A 21,047-nucleotide genomic window follows, 5' to 3' on the forward strand; every position below is an offset into this window, starting at 1 on the left:
CGTCGGCCGCCTCCGTCCGCTAGCCCAGGGGCAGATGCTTCTCGACGGTTTCGCGGAGGCCGCGGTCGTCGACGTGGGTGTAGATCTCGGTCGTCACGATCGTCGCGTGGCCGAGCAGCTCCTGCACCACGCGAAGGTCGGCCCCGCCCGTCAGCAGGTGCGTGGCGAAGGTGTGCCGCAGCATGTGCGGGTGGACGTGCCCGAGCCCCGCGACGCGGGCCCACCGCCGCACGATGCCCCACAGCGCCGTTCGCTCGAGCGGGCGGCCGGTGCGGGATAGGAACAGCCGCCCGGCCTGCAGACGGTTGTCGCGGACCAGCAGAGGCCGGCACTCGGCCTGGTACCGGCCGATCCACTCCATCGCGGGCGTGCCCATGGGCACGACGCGCTCCTTATTGCCCTTGCCGATGACACGCAGGATGGCGACCTCCCGCATGGGGTCGTCGGCCGAGAGCTCGCACAGCTCGCTGGCCCGGACTCCGCAGGCGTAGAGCAGCTCGAGCATCGCACGGTCGCGGATCCACAGCGGCGCGCCGCGGTCGCGCTCGCCGGCGGCCGGCGCGGCGAGCAGCGCGTCGATCTGCGCCGGCGACAATGCCCTGGGCAGCCGCCGCCACTGACTCGGACGCAGCAGCGGCTCGGTGGGATCCTCGGCGATCCAACCCGTGTCTCGGGCCCATCGGCAGAACGCCCGGATGGTGCTCAGGTGCCGGGCCGCGCTCGCCGGCGCGAGCGCCCGCGCACCCGCGAGAAGGCCGAGATGCTCGGCGAGCAGACGCGCCGTGGCGTCGCCCGGCGTGGACGCACCCCGCTCGGCGAGCGCAGCGAGCAGGTCCCGCAGGTCGCGGGCGTAGGCCAGGCGGGTGTTCTCGCTCAGGCCGCACTCGACCCGCAGGAACGAGAGGAAGGCCCGCGCCGCCGACGCCATCGCGTCGGGCAGCTCGTCGAGCCCGGGGACCTCCTGCGGCGGGGGCGCCATGCCAGCGGTATCGGCGGGATCGCCGCCCACGCTCCCGCGGCGCACGAAAACGGCCCGGACGCGAGCCCGGGCCGGAGAGAGTTGGATTCAGGCCGCGAAGGACCTCAGCGAGGGCTTAGCCCAGGAGCTGGAGGACCGACTGCGGCTGGGTGTTGGCCAGCGACAAGACCTGGGTCGACGAGGAGACCAGGATCTGGCTGCGGGTCAGCTGCGCGGTCTCGGCCGCGAAGTCGGTATCACGGATGACCGACTCGGCCGCGTTGGTGTTCTCCAGCGAGATCGAGAGGCTCCGGATGGTGGCGCCCACGGTGTTCCGCTGGAAGGCGCCGAGGCGGCCCCGCAGCGTGGAGACCTGTTCGATGGCGTCGGAGACGACCTCCTGGGCCGAGGACAGGTCATCGGCGTCCTCGAGGTTCAGCGACTGGCCCGAGGCGAGATCGCCCAGGAAGCCGTTGGTCGAGTTGCCGAGGTTCCGCGAGGCCACGTTGCCGATGCCCAGGCTGACCTTGCCGGCGATGTCCACCTGGCCGGCCAGCTGGAAGTCGGCGCCGCCGCCGGTGATGCTGAAGGCCGACGTGCCGGGCGTGCCGCCATCGACGGCGCCCAGGGCCTGGGAGGCCGCGGTCGAGAGCGTGAGCTCGACGTCGAGGAAGTCGGTGTTGATGCGGATGTCCTTGCCGTCGGTCACCGCGCGGATGCCGTTGACCGTGGCATTGACGTCCTGGCCGAGGTCGCGGATCTCGTTGGTGGCGGCGGCAAAGGTGCTCTCGACCGAGCCCTCCGGGGTGCCGAACTCGCCGGCCTCGAAGTTGTAGATGCCCACGCCGGTGCCCGTGATGCCGCCGTCGTCCACGACCTTGATCGAGACGAACTCGTCCGAACCGAAGGCGGTGCTCACCAGCGAGATGCCGTTGGCCGAGGCGGTGGCCTCGACGCCCGTCACGTCGCTAAAGGCGTTGATCGCGGCGGCGATCTGGACGTTGGTCTGGCCCGAGCTGAAGCTCAGCTCGCGGCTGCCGAGCGAGCCGCCGATCTCGATGCGGAACTCGCTCGTCTCGTCGGTGAGATCGATGGCGGTGCCGCCGGTGGCGGCGGTCTGCAGGAAGAAGCCGGCCTGCTGGGCCGACTGGGTGACCAGCACGTCGACATCGAGGCTCGCGCCCTCGAACTTGGCGCCGTTGACCTGGAAATCGGTCACGTCGCCGACCACGCCCGAGACGCGGTAGTCGAAGCCGCCGTTGAGCAGCTTGGTGCCCTGGAAGGCCGTTGCCGACGCGATGCGGTCGATGGTCTGCAGGATCGAGTCGACCTGCTGCTGGTTGGCGGACTTCTCCTGCTCGCTCAGGCCGGCCTGGTTTGCGGTCGTGGTCAGCAGGCCCTGTAGCTCGTTGAGCAGGTTGCTGACCTCCTGGAGGCCACCCTCGGCGATGTTGACCACCTGGTCGGCGCGCTCGGCATTGGAGATCGCCGCGGTCAGGGCGGTGGCCTCCGAACGCAGGTTCTCCGACGCGATCAGGCCCGCCGGGTCGTCCTTGCCGCGGTTGATCCGCGTGCCCGTCGACAGGCGCTCCAGCGACTGGTTCAGGTTCAGGTTGTTGGCGCCGAGCACCCGCTGGGCGAGCAACGACTGCACGTTGGTGTTGATCCGGCTCATCCGGCGTCCTCCGTGAACAACTGGCCAGCCCGAGGGCGGCCCAGGCCCACCGCGGAACAACGCCCGCGGCCGCGGCCCGAGTCGGTCGTGGCATCCGTACCACGGCCGCGCAGCCCCGAGCCGGCGTGGTGGAGGCATCGGCGAGCACGAGAGGCGGATTCAGTCCGTCCGCGGCGGCGCGCGAAAAACGGCCGGCCTGGACGCCCGCCCGGCCTGGAGGGCCTTGGGACGTCCGCCGGCGGACGGATCGGGTTGTGGCCGGTAGGTCCGAGAACGAACCGATCGGCGGATTCGGCGGGCTAGCCGAGCAGCTGGAGCACGTTCTGCGCCTGCTGGTTGGCGATGGCCAGCACCGTGGTGCCCGAGCTGGACAAGATCTGCGCCCGCGTCAGCTGGCTGGTCTCGAAGGCGAAGTCCGCGTCGCGGATGAGCGACTCGCTGGCGGTCAGGTTCTCCACCGTCAGCGACAGCGACCGGATGTTGGTCTGCAGCGTGTTCCGCTCGAAGGCGCCCAGACGCCCGCGGACCACCGTCGACTCGTCGATCGCGGTATCGATGATCCGGCTCGTGGCGGTGAAGTCACCACGGTCCTTAGAGGTCGCCAGGCTGTTCTCGCGGCCGGTCTTGAGCGACTCGAGGAATTGCAGCGTGCCGTCGATGAGCGTGCCGCCCAGGCGCGTGGCCGAGAGCGATGGAATGCCCAGGTTGACCTGCTGCTGCGCGACGACTTCCGAGCCCAGCTGGAAGAGCGAGCCGCCGCCGGTGATCGTGAAGGTGGTCGACTCTCCCACGCGGGTGGCTAGATCCGAGTTGAGCAGCAGCACCGCGGAGAGCTGCGGATTGGCCGTCGAGATCTCCAGGCCGTTGCCGTTGGCCAACGCGCCATTGACGATGGCCGTCACGTCGCGGCCCTGGTCGCGGTCTGCCTCGACGAGGTCGGTGCCCACCGTAGCCCACGGGAACGGATCGATGTCGCCGATCTGGAGGTCGTCGCCGAACTTGTAGGTCTGCCAGGTGCCGCCGGATGCGGGGTCATCGAGTCGATCGACCGAGACGAAGGAATTGGCGCCGTAGTCCTCGCTGCGGAAGACCAGACCCGAATTTGCGTCGCCGTTGATCAGCTCGGCCACCACGCCCGTCGAGGGCGTCAGCCGGTTGACGATGGTGACGACCTGCTCGTAGTCCATGCCCTCGGCCAGATCGATGCTGACCACGCCGTCGGGGCCACGGATCTCGAGCACGGTGGCCGAGAGCACCGTGCCATTCTCGACGGCGCCGGGCGTGGGTAGATCGCCGCGGACGTACAGCCCGCCCTGCTGGGCGGAGTTGAGCACCTCGACCTCGACCGAGATGTTGTCGTCCTGGGCGAAGGATGCAGCGCGGATGTCCACCTTGCCGAGCGCCGAGAGCGCCACGCCCGAGGTCTGGTAGCCCAGGCTGCCGTCGAGCAGCCGCAGGTCACCGAAGCGGGCGGTATCCGAGATCCGCGTGATCGAGTCGATAGCCGAGTCGATCTGCGCCTGGTTGGCGGCAATTTCTTCGTCCGAGAAGGCGCCGGTGTTGGCCGCCTCGACGACGAGCGCCTTGATGCTGTTGAGCAGCTCGTTGACCTCGCTGAGCGAACCCTCGGCGGTCGCGATGACCGAGGAGGCCCGCTCGGAGTTCTTGATGCCCTGCTCGGCGCCCTGGATGTTGGCGCGGAGCCGCTCCGAGATGATCAGCCCCGCGGGATCGTCTCGGCCCCGGTTGATCTGCAGGCCCGTGCTGAGCCGCTCGAGCCTCGTATCCAACTCGCGGTTGGTGCGTTCGAGGTTCGAACGGGCGATCATGCTTGGTACGTTGGTGTTGATGCGCGTCATCGCGGTCCTCCGTGCACCGTCACCGCGCTCCGTCGCGGCGTGATTCGGCCCCCGGGCGCCGGCGTGTGCCGGTGGGGCTCAGCCCGCTGCCTGCCTGGGCCCGTCGGCATCGGCCGAGGGCGTGCGCGCCCGTGCGGGCCGCGTCGTGGGTTGCTCCGATGGCGGGGACACCGCGCCCCCGCGCGAGGCCGACACCCGGCCGGCCGACGGCACGCCCGCCCGGCGGCCCGGTCGAACCGGCGCGCTGAGCGAGCGGAAGTCGTCGTCGGGCGCCTCCGCGGCCCGGCGGTTCTCGGCCTTGATGGCCTCGTAGACCTCCTTGCGGTGCACGGCGACCTGGGGCGGGGCGGTGATGCCCAGCCGCACCTTGTCGCCGCGGATGTCGACGACCGTGATCTCCACGTGGTCGCCGATCATGATCGTCTCGTCGCGTTGCCTGGACAGCACCAGCATCCGTGCGCTCCGTGGGTCCGCGGGGGGACCGACTCTCCATCCCAGCGTCCTTGCTCCGCGCTGCCTCTAGGCGGTCGCCGCCTTGGCCCTTTCGGGTGCGCCCACCTGCATGACCTCGTGCCGCGTCGTCCAGCGCTTGTCGGCCAGCACGAGCTGCTCGCCGGCCATCGCGATGGTGTTGATCAGCAGCGGGCCCTGCAGGTTGGCCGTCAGCGTCTCGTTGACCTTGTTGACGATGACGAAGATCTGCGCATCCTCGAGCTTGTCGATGCCGAGCGACTCGGCCTGCTCGGGGCGGAGTGGCACCTCGTAGTCCTTGAAGAACAGCGAGGGATCGGTGACCACGAAGGCCAGCGATGGCTCGTCGAGCGACTGCAGCCAGAAGAAGCAGGCGTCCTCGCCCGGTTCGAGCAGGCAGTAGCGCTGCTGATCCGGGAAGCCGAGCAGCCCCTGCGGGAAGCGAATGACCTTGTCGTCGGCGATGTCCACCACGCCGAATCGGGTCGTATTGACCTGCATGCCGTACTCCTCCGGCCGGGCCTGATGCCCCACGGGCCGTCCTTCCGCGTGCGTCCTGGTCTCAGCCCAGGAAGTCCAGCAGCGATTGCTGCCTGCTGATTGCCGTCACCTGCAGCGAGGCCTGCAGCTGCGTCTGCAGCTGCGAGAGCGTGATCGCCGCCTCCGCAAAGTTGGTGTCCCTCAGCCCGCTGCGTGTTGCCTGGTCGAGAAACACGATGTCCTCCTGGCGATCCGCGGCATCCTGCACCCGGCGGCCGTTGCCGCCGTTGATCGCCCGAACCTGCGCGACGGCCTCCAGCCGTTGCTCGATGGACTCCCCCGCAAGCCCTATGCCAGAAACGTCGTCGTCCGACAGGGCCTGCCGCAGATCGAGCAGATCGCTAAACAGGTTGCGGACGCGGACCTGGCCGACGTCCTCGCCGATCATCATCGAGCTTGCGGCATCGAAGGCCGCATCGCCCAGGCCCAGGTCCTGGAGCGCGCGGGAGGCGTTGAGCGGCTCGAGCGTCAGCGTGCCGCCGATCTCCGGATCCTGCCGCAGTGCCAGCCCACCGGGCCCCGACGCGACCACGCCGGCCTCGAAGTCGCCCGGCACTAGCACGCCCGCGTCGGCGGCGGCCGCATTGATTCGCGCCGCGATGCCCGCGATGGTCCCGAGATCTTCGGGCCGCAGGTCGACGTCGAAGGCCACGCCGTTGCCCAGCGTCACGCGGAAGTCGGTGTTGCGCTCGGGATCGATCTCGCCGGTGATCGGATCGACCTGGTCGTCGATGATCCGCACGCCCGCGCCGTCGTTGAGTCCATCGACGGGCGTCGCGCCCGAGAAGCTGCGGATGCCCAGCCGGGACGCCGTCTCGTCGTTGCCGTCGATCTCCTCGACCGAGAGCCCGAAGCCCCGCGCGACGGCGAGGTCGCTGACGAGATTGATCGTGCCGTTCTCGGAATCCAGCTCCAGGCGGACGCCGAGGTCGGTCGCCTCGATCGCGTTGCGGAGGTCCTGCATCGTCCGGGCCGAGCTCAGATCAACGACGCGGGTCTGGCCGGCGTGGCGGATGCGGATCGCCCCGAGCGGCAGCTCGTCGCCGGTCTCGATGGGGCTCAGCCAGCTCAGCCGCGGGTTGAGGTCGGCGCCGGCGTCCTCGGTGGGCGTGACCATGCCGCCGTCCATGAGCAAGCCCAGGTCGGCGGCGGCGGTGCCGGCGGCGATGTCCGTGAAGGCGAGCTCGGGGCCGCCGCCGCCGTCGGGCTCGAGATCGATGCGCAGCGCCCGCGCGTCGAAGCGCACCCCCTGCGGGCCCAGGATCGTCTGCTCGGTCTCGGCCTCGACGGCGCGGATGGCGGCCTCGATCGCGTCGGCGATGTCTCCCGCCGTGTCCACCCCCGAGAGGTCGATGGTCTGGGTCGTTGCGTCGCCGATGGCAAGCCGGAAGCTGCCGAGGTCGATGCCCGTGCCCCGCGCGCCGAGCAGGTCGGCGACGGGGGTGTCCTCGGTCACCGGGGGCCGCAGCTCGACCGAGCCGGCGACGCGGGCCGACGTGCCGCCCAGCGGGCTGCCCGGGCCGAGCGTCAGGGGCACGTCGACGCCCGGACCGAGGTCGATCCGCAGGCCGTCGCCCGCGCCGCGGTAGGCGTAGCCGCCCAGCATGGCCTCGACGGGCCGCGCGCCGGGCGCATCGCCGCCGAACATGAAGCCGACGTTGGACTTGCGATTGGCGACCTCGAAGGCCTTCTGGATGAGGCTGTCGACCGTGACGGCCGCGCCGGCGCGATCGTCGGCGCTGAAGGTCACGTTGATGAATTCCGAGGCGATCGACTTGGCCTCGAGCGTCACGTCCTGGGCGTCGCCGAGCGCTACGTCCAGGCGGTCGAGCGCCGACTGCGCCACGTCGAGGTTGCGGAGCCACTGTCCCGATCGCTCGATCGACTGGTCGAGCGCCGAGATGGCCGACGCGCGGACCGAGTCGTCGCTGAAACGGTTGACGTCGCGTCCGGTGGCCAAGCGCTCCTCGACCCGGAAGAGGTCGACGTTGCCGCGGTTGATGCGGTTGAGCTGCATCTGTGCGACGAAGAGATTGGGCACGCGGGTGAGCCCGGCGGAGACCTGCGTCATGGTGTGCGTCCTGGCATGGGATCGGCTCCTGCGCCCGGTCGGCGTCCGCTAGAAGATCGCCAGCAGCTCCTGCTGCAACTGGTCGAGCACCGAGATGTACCGCGCCGAGGCCTGGAAGGCCTGCTGGTAGGTGCTCAGGTTGATGGCCTCCTCGTCCAGGCTCACGCCGCTGACCGCGGCGCGCTGGCCCTCGATGGCCTCGCGGATGACGCGGCTCGCCTCGGCATCGGTGATGGCCGCATCCGTCTGCGCGCCAACGTCGCCGGCGACCTGGGCCCAGAAGCCCTGCAGGCTCTGGCCGCCCACCGCGTCGAAGGTGCGGTCCTGCAGCCGCGCCATGTCGATGGCGGCCGCGCTGGCGTCGAAGGCGCCGTCGGCGTTGATGCGGCCGACGTTCAGCAGACCGGGCTCGCCGGCGATGTCGCTCCGCACGGCGATGTCCGAGGCATCGCGGCCGCTGAAGAAGGCGTTGACGCCAACAGCCCCGAGCAGCCCGCTGGTATCCTCGCCGAAAGAGATCCGCGTGCCCGCATCGCCGCGGATGCGCAGCCGGCCATCGGCGGTGAAATCGGCCCGCACGCCATCGACGGCGTCGAGCGCGGCGCGGACGTTCTCGAGGGTCGTGTCGTCGCCGCCGCCGGCCGTTCCGTCGTCGGCGATGCCGTCGAGGTCGACCTCGATCCGCGTCGACGTGACGGTGCCCGACGCGCGATCGTGCACCTGCACCAGGAACGAACCATTGGTGATCTCGAAGGGGAGCTCAGCGAAGGTCGCGTTGGCCGGGTCGGTGAGCGCCAGGCCGCGATCCTCGGGCGGTGTCGCGACCTGGCTGGCCGCCTCCCGCAGCCCGTCGGGCCCGGTCGCGGTCGCGTGGATCCGGTTGGCCTGGAAGATCAGCTCGCTCGCGAGGCGGTCGAGCTGGTCGATGGTGCCGCCGATGGCCTCGTCACCCGCCTGGAGCAGGGCGCCGATGCGGCCGGCGCGTATCGGCAGTGGCGCGCCGTCCTCGCGGGCCCGAAGCACGAGCTGCGATTCGCCATCGATGGTCTCCCGCCGCGCCTCGATGCCGCGGCTCGCGCCCGCGAGCACGAGCGGCGTCGACCCGACGTAGACATCGACCTGGCCGCCGCCGCGTTCGATGGTGTCGATGTCGATCAGTCCGGCCAGCTCGTCGAGGACCTGGTCCCGCTGGTCCCGCAGGCTGGCCGTGTCGCCGCCGCTGACGCCCGCGCGGGCGACGCCCTCGTTGAGCGACGCCACCTGGCCGAGCAGGTCGTCGACGCGGGGCACGAGGTCCTCGAGCAGGGCCTCGCCCTGCACCTTCTGGTCGACGAGGTCGTCCCGCAACCGACGGATGCTGCTCACCAGCGTCTCGGCCTGCTGCACGACGACGCCGTCGGCGGCCACGAGCGTGCTGCGATCGGACCAGGTGCCGAAGAAGCTCGACAGCTGGCTGGTCAGGTCGAAGTCGCTGAGCTCGCCGATGGAGGACTCGAGCTGGCTAAGCGTCGTGAGCGACTGGTTGGTGGCGGCCTCGCGGGCGTACTGGCCCCGGAGCCGCGCGAGGACGGCCTCGTCGATGGTCCGCGTCAGGTCGCGGATGCCCACGCCCAGGCCCGCCTGGAATCGGGAGCTTGGGTCGGCCGCCTCGAGAGGCGTGAGATCCAGCCGCCGCCGGGCGTACCCCGGCGTGGCGACGTTGGCCATGTTGTTGCCCGTGACCTCGAGTCCGAGCTGGCTGGCGGCCAGCGCGGACTGGCCCACCCGCATCGCCGACGTCAGGCCCATGACGATTCTCCGTTCGTGCGCACGAAGTCAGCTGACAAGATCCACCCCCATCGCGGTGCTGGTGGTGACGATGGCGCCCGTCGCCGCGTAGGTGCCGGCTTGCGAGACTCGTGCGGCCACCTGCCGCGCAAGGCCGTCCAGGTGCGCCATCAACCCCGAGGCCGCCGCCTGCACCACCCGCTGGCGACGCTGGGCCGCGAGCACCGCCGACCGCGCTCGCGCGGCCGCGGCGTCGAGGGCATCGGCCGCGTCGGCGTCGAGGGCGCGGAGCGCGCCCGACAGGTCCTCGAGCGACCAGTGCGCGCCCACGCCCAGGGCCGACGCGAGCGCGACGGCCTGCCGGCGCCGCTCGATCTCCAGCCCGCCGAGTTGCTCGCCGGCGGCCCGCTGCGCAGTTGTCACGCCGGCGACGGCATCGGCATCGACGCGGCGCATCGCGTCCCGCTGGCGGCTCGCGAGGGCCTCCAGCTCTTCGTTGATCATCGCGATCGCGTCGATCGTCGCGGTCAGCTGCCGCGCGAGCATTCCGGCGGCGGTCATGCGATCACCCCCTCCAGTGCCGGCGGCGCGGCCGACAGCGGTCGATCGGGCGGCGCACTCGGCTCGCGGCGGAGGTCGGCCTCCAGCCGATCCACCAGATCGAACCGCGACGCCCGCACGATCTGCCGCGCCATCACGCGGTCGAGCAGCGCACCGAATTGCTTCTCGGCCGGTCCCGGAGCGAAGGGCTCGGCCGCGTTGTTGCCCGCGCGCACCTCGGCCAGCAGCGGTTCGAGGAAGGCCATCGACACGAAGTCCTCGGCGGCCTTGCGGGCCGGATCGGGCGCTTCGGCGTTCGCCTGCCGCTGCGCATCGCGGGAGATGACCGACGCGAAGTCCCGCTGGCGGCCGAGCAACACCTCGGGCGTGGCCGCGAAGCCCGCGCGCGCATCGAGAGACGCCGAGTCGTACACCGAGCTTGCGCCAATCTGGCCGACCATCGCTATTGCTCCTCGATCAGCTCGGCGTGCAGCGCCCCGGTGCGGTGCATCATGGCGAGAAGGTCGATCTGGTCCTGCACGGGCATGTCCAGGGCCCGCAGCGCCGCCAGCAGATCCGAGAGCCGCGCACGGTCGGCGGGTCGCGCGCCGGGATCGAGCTGCGCCCATCGCTCCGTGCTGAGCAGCGGGTTCTCCGGTGTCGGCACGGGCGGCGGCTGGGTGATGGTCAGCTGCAGCCGCTCGTGCGACACGCCTACCGGGCTGATGTCGACGTCGGCCGTCGCAACGATCGCGCCCGTCCGGCGGTTCACGATCACCCGCGCCGGCAGGTTCAGCAGGTCCGTATCCCGCACGCGGCGCTTCAGCAGGAAGGTCACGAACTCGGGGATCGCGTCCTGGTCGGGCTCGGGCACGCGGACGCGAACGGTGCGGTGGTCGAGCGCCTCGGCGATCGGCGGCAACCCCGGCTCGTCGCTGTTGTAATACGACTCGTTGAGCGTCGAGGCGACCAGCGTGGTGGCGGCGAAGCCCTCGTACTGCCGCCGCACCTTCAGGTTGAACGTCGCACCGAGGCGGAAGGTCGAGATGTCCGCGACGAGCTGCGCACCGCCTGGGATGCGCGCGATCGTGCCGGCCTGCTCGTTATCGATCTTGAGGTTGCCCCGGCCAAAGGCGACCACGGCGTCGCCCGGCAGGTGGCCCCGCAGCGGGGCGATCAGCAGCGTGCCGCCCGCCAGGCTCTGCGCGTCGAGGGCGGCGCTGACGGTCAGATCGAAGCGGTCCCCCACGCGGCCGCCCGACGCCGGCACCGTCGCGCTCAGCCACACCAGCGCCGCCGCGCGGGACTGGCCCAGCTCCTCGGGGTCCGCCACCGAGACGCCCTGGCTCCGCAGCGCCTCGACAATGGGCCGCGTGACGGCGGTCTCGCCCGCGGTGTCGCCCGTGCCCGGCAGGCCCGTGACCAGGCCCACGCCGACGAGCTCCGCCGTCGTGGCGCCCTCGAACTCCACCAGTTCGCGGATGGTCAACTCGGCCCGCTGCGGCAGGATCTGGATGCCCGGATCGAGGCCTACCTGCCCCGCGGCGACCGACGAGGCCCACGCCCCGAGCGATGCCGCGACGACGGCACGCAGGCGCTGGATGGTGTTGCTCGGCTGTGCCACGCGTCCTCCGCGTCATCGGGTGCGCGGGCGTCCGCCCGCGGACGTGTTGCTCGATTCAGAACGGCAGGATCCACTCCACGAAGCGCGTCAGCGGGCCCTTCTTGGCCGCCCGCCGCACCGCGCCCTCGTGCATCACTTCCAGCCGCAGCTCCGCGAGCTGGTTGGACTGGATGGTGTTCTGGTCGGTGATGTCCTCGGTGCGGCACATGCCGCTGAGCACGACGGTCTTGGCCTCCTCGTCGCTGCGGGTGAACCGCCGCGCTTCGAGCACCAGCACGCCGTTGGGCTTCACGTCGAGCACCTTGGCGGTCAGCCGATCGGTGATGCGATCGGTGCGCTCGTACTCGCCCTCGCCCTCGAATTCCCGCTCGGCCACGTACCGCAGCAGCTCGAGATCGCTGATGTTGCCGGCGGCCAGCCGCAGCTCGAGCAGATCCTCGATGTCGAGGAGGCCGCCGAGTGTCGCGTTGCCGTCGACCTCCTTCTCGGTCTCGAGCGTCTGCTCGCTCTCCTGGCGGCTGGATTCGTTGATGATGATCGTGATCAGGTCGTGCCGCTGGTAGGTCCGCGGCTCGGGCGGCCGCACCGCGAACAGCGAGATGCCGTACAACGGCTCGGCGGGGTCGCCCGACGCCGGCGCGGGATTGGGACGCCGGTTCAGCTGTGCATCGGCCGGTGCGGCCCACGCCAGCGTGCAGACTGCAACCATCGCGCACGCAATCCTCATGACGCTCCCCCCATGGTCACGGATACGGCCCGGCCCTCCGACTCGACCCGGGCCCGGAAGCGGATGCGGTCCCGCCGCGCGGGCGCCAGCGTCTCGAAGCCGATCGTCTCGCCCGGCCGGCCATCCGCCAGGGCGCGGGCGAACACCATGGCGGTCACCGTGGGCGTGAGCACCCGCACCTGCACGCGGTCGCCCCGCTCGATGACCACCGCCGTCTGCACGTCGCCGGCGGCGACGACGGAGCCCGCCCGCAGGTTGCCCGAGGCTTCCCGCCCGACGACGCCTCCGGGCTCGGCGACCCGCTCGGTCGGCGAGAGCCACCGGGGCTCGACGCGAACGTCCTCCGCTGCCAGCGTCCGCCGACGGGCGACGTCGCGGACGAGCACCGCCACGTCCCGCCGCACGCGGACCTCGGCCCGCACCTCGCCCTCGGCCACGACGACCGCGTCTGCGTCGTACAGCCGGATCCGCAGGCCTACGCGCCCCGAGCGGCCGCTGTCGGTGATGTAGGGCAGCAGCCCGTCGAGCGTGCGGTCGAGCAGCCCCTCGGCATCGGCGAGCCACTCGATCCGGACGTCCCCGCGCGCCACGCCGGCGGTGCGGGCGATCCAGCGCTCGGCCGCATGCCGCACGGTGCCGGGGGAGGCCGGACCGGTCGGGACGGCGGCATGGTCCTTCCGTTCGTTCGCGGGCGCGGGCGAGGCGACGCGGATGTAGCACGGCCCGCCGCGCAGCTCGAGCCGGCCGCGGTGCGCATCCTGCGCCGCATCGAGCAGATCGCGCACTCGCTGCGCATCGATCCGGCGCCAGCCCGCGGCGTCGGCGGGCAGCGTGGACACGTCGATCACGATGCCGGAGAGCGACGCCGCCGTCGTGCCGCCCAGGTCGGCCACGTCGCCCAGGCGGAGTTCCTGGCCGGGCCGCACGACGACGGTGCTGTAGAGGCGGATGGCCTCCGCCTGCGCGAGCCCGACCGAAGACAGCACGAGCAGCCCCAGGATGGCATGGATCGCGTTGCGCATGGCGTGCCTCCGTGCACGCACACTCAATCGCCGTGCCAGCCCGCTCCCGGCGGCGGACGAGCGACGACCGGAGCGGCTACCGCCGCAGCTGAGCGATGGTCGACAGCGCCTCGTCGGCGGCGCGGATCGACTGGCTGTTCATCTCGAAGGCCCGCTGCGTGCGGATCAGCTCGATCAACTCCCGCGTCGGGTCGACGTTGCTCGACTCGAGCAGCCCCTGGCGGATGCCGCCGCGGTTGTCCTCCAGCGGGTTGCCCTCGATGGGCGGGCCCGAGGCCACCGACTCGCCGAAGAGGTTGGACCCCAGTTGCTTGAGGCCCGCGGGATTGATGAAGGTCGCCAGCTCGAGCTGGCCGATCTCGGTGGGCGTCTCGCTGCCCGGCTGGCGGATCGACACGATGCCGTCGGCCGAGATCTGGATCGGCCGGATCGCGTCGGTGGGCACGGTCAGGCTGGGCTCCAGCCGGCGGCCCTCGCTGTTGGCCAGCACGATATCGCCATCCGAGTTGAGCGCGAAGTTGCCCGCCCGCGTGTAGGCCACGCCGCCCGGGGCGAACGCGTCCTCGACGTTCACCTTGAAGAAGCCGTCGCCCTCGATAAATAGGTCGAGGTCCTTGCCCGTCGTCACCGGCGAGCCCTGCTCGAAGTTGAGTTGCGTGCCCGAGACGCGGACGCCCAGGCCCACGTACAGCCCCGTCGGCCGTTGATCGCCCGTCGCCGTCTCGACGCCGGGCTGCTGCCGCTCGACGTAGAGCAGGTCCTGGAAGTTCGCGCGGCTGGCCTTGAAGCCGTCGGTGTTGACGTTCGCCAGGTTGTTGGCGATCACGTCGAGCTTCGTCGACAGGGCGCTCAGGCCAGAAGCGGCGGATTGCAGGGCAATGGCGGCCATGGGCTCTCCTCGTCGGCTCTCGGCCGGCTCCGCGATCGGGCTACGACACCCGCGCGAACGTGTTGATCGCCTGGTCCAGGATCTGGTCGTGGTAGCCGATCATCCGCGCGTTGCCCGACACCGACCGGCCGGCGTTGGTCACGTCCATCATCGCGCGGACGGGATCGACCGCCGACCCCTCCAGCATGCCCTGGCGGACCCGCGCGGGCGGCGGCACCTGGCCGTCGATCACCTCGGGCGGGGCCGAATACAGCGATTCGCCAAGCTTCCGCAGCACGGCCGTGTTGGGCACGCCGACGAGGCGTAGCCGATCGATCACGCCCCCGCCGGGGTCGCGGATGGTGCCGTCGCCGTCGACCACAATCTTGCCCTCGGGCAACGCGATGGGCTGGCCGGCCGCGTTGACGACCGGCAGGCCCGACGCCGCCTGCACCAGCAGGCCGCGGTCGTCCCGTGTCAGCCGCCCGTCCCGCGTCAGCCGGAGCAGTTCGCCCTCCGAGGAGGTCGTGCTGCGGACCGCCAGGAAGCCCTCGCCCTCGAGCGCGACGTCCAAGTCGTTGCCCGTCCGCTGAAGCGGCCCCTGCGCGAACGAGACCCGCGGCGGGCCGGCGATCACGCCGGCTCCCAGCCGCTCGAGCAGCGGGTCGCTGGGCAGGAAGCCCACGCCGTCCTCGACGCGGACCACGTCGCGGGCCCGGGCGGCGGCGCTATCCGGCTTGAATCCGATGGTGTTGACGTTGGCGAGGTTGGCCGCCAGCACGTCGGTGCGGTGCAGCGCGACCATGGCGCCCGACGCCGCGATGCGGAAGCCCTGGACCATCAGTTGGCCCCCGCCCGCAGCGAGCCGGCCCCCGCGGCCGGGCCGAGCGACTTCTCGGACCCATGCTCCGCGGCCAGCCGCTGGGCGAGCGCGAGGGCCTGGCCCGCGAGTTCGCCGCGGCGGAGCATCCCGGCGACGTCGGCGCCGTGCGCGAGCCGCGCGACGATGCCGCTCTCGCCGCACTCGTGTGATTTCGCGAAATGGCTCATTGACCGGTGCGGGCGCATCGGCGGCCCTCCTCGCCGCGGCAGGGGCGGCTCGGAGGCGTTCCACAATCCGCGTGCCAGGGCGCATATGGCCGCCCGGCGCGCGACGGCGGGCATGGACGGCGCTCGCCAGGGCGCAGACAATGCACCGCCGCGCGCCCGCGCGAGGCCACCTTAGCTCAGCTGGTAGAGCAGCGGTTTTGTAAACCGCAGGTCGTCGGTTCGAGTCCGACAGGTGGCTCTGCGCGCCGCATTTCGCAGGTCCAGGGCGCACCGATCGCCGTCCGCTGCGCCGGCATCAAACGCGACCGAATTGCCCACAGAATCAGGAAATCCAGCATCTATTACGGTTGGTGCGCGTCTGGCGTTTCGGGTACTATCGCGCCCAGCGCCGGTTCGGCGCGCCCTGCGAGGACCAACACGAGGAGATGTGATCATGCTGTTCCGATGCTTGTCCGCGTGCGCCCTTGCCGCCGCCGTTGCGGCTCCGGCGTCCGCCCAGATCCGCACGACCTTCTCGACAGACTTCAACGACGTCACACCAACGCCCGCGCTCGGCGCCATCCCGGGCACGCCCATCACCTTCGATAGCTCGGTGTGGGGCATCTTCTTCTTCCCCTTCCCGACGCCCACCACGCCGCCCGGTGGCGTCGGCTCGAACGTCGCGTCCTCGAGTTCGCTCTCGGGCGACATCTCCTTCGACGGCCCCGTCGCCGAGCTGTCGGTGGTCTACGCCAGCGGGTCGACCGTCTCGCTGACGGCCTTCGACGCCGCGGGCGCCGCCCTCGGCACGGCGAACGGCGCGGCCACCTTCGATCCCCTGACGGGCACCTTCGGCTTCGAGACGCTGTCGTTCGTGTTCGAGGGCAACGACATCGCCAGCGCGACCTTCAGCAACGCCGGCGCGCCGGGCGACGCCGCCCTGGACAGCATCACCGTCGTCCAGGTCAGCGAGCCCATCGACGTCTTCGCCGACTTCCGCCCGTACAACTGGTGGTGGCCCTTCCCGATCACCGAGCCGCTGGTGCTGCACGGCCGGGGCCCGGCCCGCGTGGGCGTGTTCTCGACGTGCGACTTCGACGCCACCACCATCCTCGAGAGCACCGTCACCCTGGGCGATCCGCTGCTCTCGGGCGCCATCTCCGCGGTCAACTCGTTCTGCTTCGACATCAACTGCGACGGCCTGCTCGACGTGATCTTCGACTTTGGCAAGGTCCGCGACCTGACCGCGGCCGGCGCGCTGGCCATCGACACCACCGAGCTGGAGATCACCGGCGAGACCAGCGACGGCGACGCCATCGTCGGCGTGGACGACGTCCGCGTCATCTACTAGGAGCACGCCGCTCTCCGGACTACGCCGCACACAGACATCAACGCGGCCGCCGGCCCATCACGCCGGCGGCCGCGTTGTCCTTCCGGGGCCGTGCGATCGGTGCGGCACCACGCCGCGTACGCTGCGGGCATGCCCGAGGGTCCGTATCCCCACCTCGCCGAACCGTCCGAGGACCGCCCGCTGACGCGTCGCGAGCGGATCTACGAGATCATCTTCGAGGCCGACACGCCGGCCGGCAAGTTCTTCGACGTGGCGCTGATCATCGCCATCCTGGCGTCGGTGCTCGTGGTGGTGCTCAGCACGCTGCCCGACCTGGGCGCGTGGGCCCACGCCTTCTTCGCGGCCGAGTGGGCCTTCACGCTGCTGTTTACGGCCGAGTACATCACCCGGCTCGCGGTCGCCAAGCGGCCCCTGCGGTACGCCTTCAGCTTCTTTGGCATCATCGACCTGCTGTCGATCCTGCCGGCCTTCATCGGGCTGCTGGTGCCGGGGGGCGAGCGGCTGCTGGTGGTCCGCACGCTGCGGGTGCTGCGGGTCTTCCGGGTGCTCAAGCTGGCGCGCTACCTGACCGAGGCGCGGGCGCTGCAGATGGCGGTGTACGAGAGCCGCCACAAGATCGCGGTCTTCCTAACGACGGTGCTGATCATCAACCTCATCTGCAGCGCCATCATGCACGTCGTCGAGGGCCCGACCAACGATCCCTTCTCCACCATGCCCGAGGCGATGTACTGGTCGATCATCACCATGACCACCGTGGGCTACGGCGACGTCACCCCCATCACCGTGCTGGGCAAGATGACCACGGCCATCCTCGTGCTGCTGGGCTACTCGCTGATCATCGTGCCCACCGGCATCCTGTCGGCCGAGATCACCGCCCGGCGGGGCCCCCAGCCCGCGGTCTCGACCAGGACCTGCACCAATTGCACCGCCGAGGGCCACGATCCGGACGCGAAGTTCTGCAAGGCGTGCGGGACGGAGTTGTGAGCGAGGCGGGCGACCATCCGCCCATCGTCCTCTTCGACGGCATCTGCGGGCTGTGCAACGGGCTCGTCGACTTCCTGCTCCGCAAGGATCGCCATGGGCGGCTGCGATACGCGGCGCTGCAGTCCGACGCGGGCGCGCACCTGCTGGAGCGGACCGGCGTGCCGCCCGAGGCCGACACCATCGTGGTCGTCCGCGGCGGCCGGGCGCTGCTGCGGAGCGATGCCGTGCTGGCGATCGCCCGGGAGCTGGGCCCGCCCTGGTCGCTCGCGGGCGTGCTGCGGGTGATTCCCCGGCCGATCCGCGACCTGGCGTACCGGGTCATTGCCCGCAATCGCTATCGCGTTTTCGGCACCCGAGACACCTGCCGCCGCCCGACCGAGGCCGAGCGCAGCCGGATCCTCGAAACCGACGGCGAGGCCCGGTCGATGCTGGGCTAGGCATCCCCCGCGCAACTGCGGGAACCAGCGGGCCCGGGCTGCGCACCGCCGGATACAAGACACCGTGTACAATTTGGTGCAATCCGCGAAAGGACACCAAACAATGGCCTATTACATGAAGCTCGGCAGCCTTCCCCGGAAGCGGCACACCCAGTTCCGCCGGCCCGATGGCAGGCTGTACTCCGAGGAGCTCTTCGGCACCGAGGGCTTCGTGGGCCCCACGTCCACGATGTACCACATCCACCCGCCCACGCAGGTCACCAACTGGAAGAGTCTGTACGGCACGTCGCCCGAGTACGTCGAGGTCGACACCATGCGGATGCGGCACCTCAAGACCGCGGGCGCCCACACGCCGCCCCAGGGTGACAGCATCACCGGCCGCGTCGTGCTCTTCGGCAACGGCGACGTCGAGATGGCCGTGTGCAACCCCGCCGAGCAGATGGGCTACCACTTCAAGAACGGCCAGGGTGACGAGTGCTTCTTCGTGCACTTCGGCAGCGGCACGGTTCGCAGCTTCATGGGTACGCTGCGTTTCGGCCCCAAGGACTACATCGTGATGCCCAAGGGCATCATCTACCAGATTACCTGGGACGAGCGGCCGGCGAGCGGAGACGATGACCAGTTCGGCGGGCACGCCAGGGCGGACATGCCCCTCGGCAAGTTCATCCTTTTCGAGACCGCCAACGCCAGCCACATCCTGCCGCCGCCGCGGTACCTCTCCAAGAAGACCAGCCAGTTCCTCGAGCACGCGCCCTACTGCGAGCGCGACCTCGTCGTCCCCTTCGCCGACGACGCCCACCCGCTGTTCACCGACGATCTGGGCGAGTTCGAGGTCCGCATCAAGGCCCGCAACACCGTGCACTCGTACAGCTACGAGTACCACCCCTGCGACATCGTGGGCTGGGACGGCTGCTACTACCCCTACGTCTTCAACATCATGGACTTCGCGCCCATCACCGGGCAGCTGCACATGCCCCCGCCGATCCACCAGACCTTCGAGGGCCACAACTTCGTGATCTGCTCGTTCTGCCCGCGCGCCCTGGACTTCCACCCCGAGGCGATCCCGGTGCCGTACAACCACAGCAACCTCGACAGCGACGAGATTCTCTATTACGTCGAGGGCAACTACAAGGCCCGCAAGGGCATCGAGCAGGGCTCGATCACGCTGCATCCCCAGGGCATCCCGCACGGGCCGCATCCCGGCACCGTCGAGAAGAGCCTGGGCGCGAAGTGGACCGACGAGCTCGCGGTGATGTGCGACACATTCCGCCCGATGTACCCGACGAAGGCGGCGCTGGCGATGGACGACCACGCGTACCCCGCCTCGTGGCTGAGCGCACCTGCGCCCAACGGCACCGCCAACGGATCGGCCAACGGCCACGCCCAGGCCTCGCCCGCCGCCGCCCACCACCAGACCAGCCCCAGCCAGTGAGGCCGCACTCGTGAACCGACGCAACCGGGTCGTGCCCATCATCGCGGCGTGCATGATGGCGTTGATCGCCCGCGAGGGCCTCGCCCAGGCTCCCGCGCAACCCAGCGACGCCGCGGCCGACGCCGAGGCGCGGATCGCCGAACTCGAGGCCCGCGTGGCGGCGCTCGAAGAGGAGCGATCGCTGCTGGTGCAGCGGCTGGCCGACGCGGTGCAGATGCTCCGCAACCTGGGCTTCGCGGCCCCGCCGCAGATGGCCCCCGAGCCGGTGGACCCGCTGGCCTCGCCCAACGCGCTGCTGCACACGCTCCGCCGCCGGGCCGCCGTCGAACTGGGCGGCATGCCGCGGGCGACCCAGGCCGACCGACTGGCCTATGACCGCGCGGCGAGCGAGTGGATCGAGAAGGCCAATCAGGGCCTCGCCGGCGAGCGGCGATGGCTCGTCCGCGTGCTGGGCGTGACCATGCCGACCAGCGGCTCGTCTGCCGCCCGCGCCGCCGCCAGCGTGCAGATCTTCGATCCCGCCTCGGGCCGGCCGCTCTCGCTGCCCACGCAGGTGGCGACCACGAGCCGCATGGCCCGGCGGCTGGCCGACGAGGACGCGCCCGAGGCCTGGCTCGCCACCGTCCGCGTGGCGGCCAGCGTCGTCCGCAACCCCGCGCGCACCGAGCCCGGCCCCTTCGACTACCCGCCCTACCTCGCGCCCGAGGTCGAGGCCACCGTGCGCGTCGAGTGGCGGGACTTCCAGCCCGCCGAGGTGCCCGAGGGGTTCTTCGATGCGGACGCCGGCGAGCCCGATGCCGTCGCGCCGCCGCCCGCGGAGCGCGCAAGCGTGCCTCGGTAGGTTCCGGGGCGTCTCCGATCTTGGTATTCGCTGCGTTGGTCCGCGTGCATATGCATGCGGCTCGGTCGGATGGTCAGCGTTGCGGCTCTTGCTCAGCTGCGCAGCTTCCGCGGATCCACCGCGGGCTTGCCGTCGGCGAATTCCCAGACCACGACCGGAACGTCGCGGACGCCCCACTCCAGGGCCGCCTCGTGCGTGGGAAAGAGCACGTCGAGGCGGTTGCCCTTGATCGCGCCGCCGCGATCGAGCACCGGCACGATGCGGCCCTGGTCGTAGCCCGGGATCGTCAGCATGCTGCCGAAGGGCAGCACGTCGGTGTCGGCCGCGACCAGCATGCCGCCGTTGGTGTAGACGCTGTGGAGCGTCGCGGTCTGGCCGTCGGCGTAGGGGTAGCACGAGGCCGCGTGGGGCGAGTAGGCCGTCACCCGCATCATGATGGTGCGGGCCGGGCGGACGGGGCGGCCGTCGAACCACCGCGTCTCGGCGATCTCTTGGTCCGATGCACCCGCCGCGGGAGCGCTGGTCGCGACGGCCGTCGCCGATGCCGTCGTGCCGCGATCGAGCATCGCCATGGGCCGCGTGGTGCCGAACTCCTTGGTGAGAATGGCCGACGCGATCGTCGCGACGGCGGCGAGCGACCAGAGGAGGCCGACGCGGCTGGGCACCCGGCCGCGCCGGGGCGCATCCACGAGGAGGGGCCGCGACGCGGGCTCGATGGCCCCGGGCAGGTCATGCGCCGGCTCGATGAGCCCGGAGGGGCGGTGCCCCACGACCGGCACGTCCACCCGCACGACGCGCTTCGACTCGACCTTCGGATCTTGGGTTGTTCCAGCCACCACCGATCTCCGCTT

The 21,047-nt window shown here is 70.9% G+C and carries 20 protein-coding genes, 1 tRNA gene and 1 pseudogene; 6 read left to right on the top strand and 16 right to left on the bottom strand.

The genetic code is table 11. The features are described 5' to 3' along the window. Nucleotides 1-19: 19 nt before the first annotated feature. From AAFX79_12215 to AAFX79_12285, 15 genes and pseudogenes are all read right to left on the bottom strand, one after another. Nucleotides 20-979 carry a tyrosine recombinase gene (locus tag AAFX79_12215; GenBank protein ID MEO1009320.1) on the bottom strand — a complete coding sequence of 320 codons (960 nt, stop codon included), beginning with the start codon at nucleotides 977-979 and terminating at the stop codon, nucleotides 20-22. 115 nt (nucleotides 980-1,094) lie between these two features. Continuing rightward, entirely contained in the window at nucleotides 1,095-2,633 is a 1,539-nt protein-coding gene (locus AAFX79_12220; GenBank protein ID MEO1009321.1) for a flagellin, read from the bottom strand. Nucleotides 2,634-2,932: 299 nt separating this feature from the next. Beyond that, nucleotides 2,933-4,492, bottom strand: a complete 1,560-nt coding sequence (locus AAFX79_12225; GenBank protein MEO1009322.1) for a flagellin — start codon at nucleotides 4,490-4,492, stop codon at nucleotides 2,933-2,935. A gap of 273 nt (nucleotides 4,493-4,765) precedes the next feature. Next, nucleotides 4,766-4,945, bottom strand: a pseudogene (gene csrA, locus AAFX79_12230) (carbon storage regulator CsrA). Nucleotides 4,946-5,011: 66 nt separating this feature from the next. Next, nucleotides 5,012-5,464 (bottom strand): flagellar assembly protein FliW, encoded by a 453-nt coding sequence (locus AAFX79_12235; GenBank protein ID MEO1009323.1) that lies wholly within the window; start codon nucleotides 5,462-5,464, stop codon nucleotides 5,012-5,014. A 61-nt stretch (nucleotides 5,465-5,525) separates the two neighbouring features. Beyond that, on the bottom strand, nucleotides 5,526-7,574 hold the full coding sequence (locus AAFX79_12240; protein ID MEO1009324.1) for a flagellin: 2,049 nt from the start codon (nucleotides 7,572-7,574) through the stop codon (nucleotides 5,526-5,528). A 48-nt stretch (nucleotides 7,575-7,622) separates the two neighbouring features. Next, the gene (flgK, locus tag AAFX79_12245) at nucleotides 7,623-9,362 is read right to left on the bottom strand and encodes a flagellar hook-associated protein FlgK (protein MEO1009325.1); all 1,740 of its coding nucleotides are present in this window, start codon (nucleotides 9,360-9,362) and stop codon (nucleotides 7,623-7,625) included. A gap of 27 nt (nucleotides 9,363-9,389) precedes the next feature. Beyond that, the gene (gene flgN / locus AAFX79_12250) at nucleotides 9,390-9,902 is read right to left on the bottom strand and encodes a flagellar export chaperone FlgN (protein ID MEO1009326.1); all 513 of its coding nucleotides are present in this window, start codon (nucleotides 9,900-9,902) and stop codon (nucleotides 9,390-9,392) included. Beyond that, nucleotides 9,899-10,342: a hypothetical protein gene (locus AAFX79_12255; GenBank protein MEO1009327.1), complete on the bottom strand. Its 444-nt coding sequence runs from the start codon at nucleotides 10,340-10,342 to the stop codon at nucleotides 9,899-9,901. Before AAFX79_12255 ends, flgN begins: the two co-directional genes overlap by 4 nt. 2 nt (nucleotides 10,343-10,344) lie before the next feature. Then, nucleotides 10,345-11,505, bottom strand: coding sequence for a flagellar basal body P-ring protein FlgI (locus tag AAFX79_12260; GenBank protein ID MEO1009328.1), 1,161 nt, complete (start codon nucleotides 11,503-11,505; stop codon nucleotides 10,345-10,347). Between the two features lie 55 nt (nucleotides 11,506-11,560). Then, nucleotides 11,561-12,214, bottom strand: a complete 654-nt coding sequence (locus AAFX79_12265; protein ID MEO1009329.1) for a flagellar basal body L-ring protein FlgH — start codon at nucleotides 12,212-12,214, stop codon at nucleotides 11,561-11,563. 14 nt (nucleotides 12,215-12,228) lie between these two features. Continuing rightward, a complete protein-coding gene (gene flgA, locus AAFX79_12270) occupies nucleotides 12,229-13,254 on the bottom strand; it encodes a flagellar basal body P-ring formation chaperone FlgA (GenBank protein ID MEO1009330.1) in 1,026 nt (341 codons plus the stop codon). A gap of 76 nt (nucleotides 13,255-13,330) precedes the next feature. Further along, nucleotides 13,331-14,143 (bottom strand): flagellar basal-body rod protein FlgG, encoded by an 813-nt coding sequence (gene flgG / locus AAFX79_12275; GenBank protein ID MEO1009331.1) that lies wholly within the window; start codon nucleotides 14,141-14,143, stop codon nucleotides 13,331-13,333. Nucleotides 14,144-14,183: 40 nt separating this feature from the next. Beyond that, nucleotides 14,184-14,963 (bottom strand): flagellar hook basal-body protein, encoded by a 780-nt coding sequence (locus tag AAFX79_12280; GenBank protein MEO1009332.1) that lies wholly within the window; start codon nucleotides 14,961-14,963, stop codon nucleotides 14,184-14,186. Continuing rightward, nucleotides 14,963-15,190, bottom strand: coding sequence for a hypothetical protein (locus AAFX79_12285; GenBank protein MEO1009333.1), 228 nt, complete (start codon nucleotides 15,188-15,190; stop codon nucleotides 14,963-14,965). The genes AAFX79_12280 and AAFX79_12285 overlap by 1 nt, the downstream gene beginning before the upstream one ends. Nucleotides 15,191-15,337: 147 nt before the next feature. On the opposite strand from AAFX79_12285, the gene AAFX79_12290 reads away from it, so the two are divergent. The 6 genes from AAFX79_12290 (at nucleotide 15,338) to AAFX79_12315 (ending at nucleotide 20,196) form a co-directional block, all read left to right on the top strand. Continuing rightward, nucleotides 15,338-15,410, top strand: a tRNA-Thr gene (locus tag AAFX79_12290). A gap of 195 nt (nucleotides 15,411-15,605) precedes the next feature. Next, nucleotides 15,606-16,502 (top strand): hypothetical protein, encoded by an 897-nt coding sequence (locus AAFX79_12295; protein MEO1009334.1) that lies wholly within the window; start codon nucleotides 15,606-15,608, stop codon nucleotides 16,500-16,502. 129 nt (nucleotides 16,503-16,631) lie between these two features. Beyond that, on the top strand, nucleotides 16,632-17,486 hold the full coding sequence (locus AAFX79_12300) for an ion transporter (protein ID MEO1009335.1): 855 nt from the start codon (nucleotides 16,632-16,634) through the stop codon (nucleotides 17,484-17,486). Continuing rightward, entirely contained in the window at nucleotides 17,483-17,923 is a 441-nt protein-coding gene (locus AAFX79_12305; GenBank protein ID MEO1009336.1) for a thiol-disulfide oxidoreductase DCC family protein, read from the top strand. Before AAFX79_12300 ends, AAFX79_12305 begins: the two co-directional genes overlap by 4 nt. A 115-nt stretch (nucleotides 17,924-18,038) precedes the next feature. Next, nucleotides 18,039-19,355 carry a homogentisate 1,2-dioxygenase domain-containing protein gene (locus AAFX79_12310; GenBank protein MEO1009337.1) on the top strand — a complete coding sequence of 439 codons (1,317 nt, stop codon included), beginning with the start codon at nucleotides 18,039-18,041 and terminating at the stop codon, nucleotides 19,353-19,355. Between the two features lie 10 nt (nucleotides 19,356-19,365). Then, on the top strand, nucleotides 19,366-20,196 hold the full coding sequence (locus AAFX79_12315) for a hypothetical protein (GenBank protein MEO1009338.1): 831 nt from the start codon (nucleotides 19,366-19,368) through the stop codon (nucleotides 20,194-20,196). A 92-nt stretch (nucleotides 20,197-20,288) separates the two neighbouring features. Here AAFX79_12315 and AAFX79_12320 read toward each other — a convergent pair whose 3' ends face one another. Beyond that, on the bottom strand, nucleotides 20,289-21,032 hold the full coding sequence (locus tag AAFX79_12320) for a 3D domain-containing protein (protein ID MEO1009339.1): 744 nt from the start codon (nucleotides 21,030-21,032) through the stop codon (nucleotides 20,289-20,291). Nucleotides 21,033-21,047: the final 15 nt, after the last annotated feature.

It is taken from the genome of Planctomycetota bacterium (genome assembly GCA_039819165.1).
Classification (GTDB): domain Bacteria; phylum Planctomycetota; class Phycisphaerae; order Phycisphaerales; family UBA1924; genus JAHCJI01.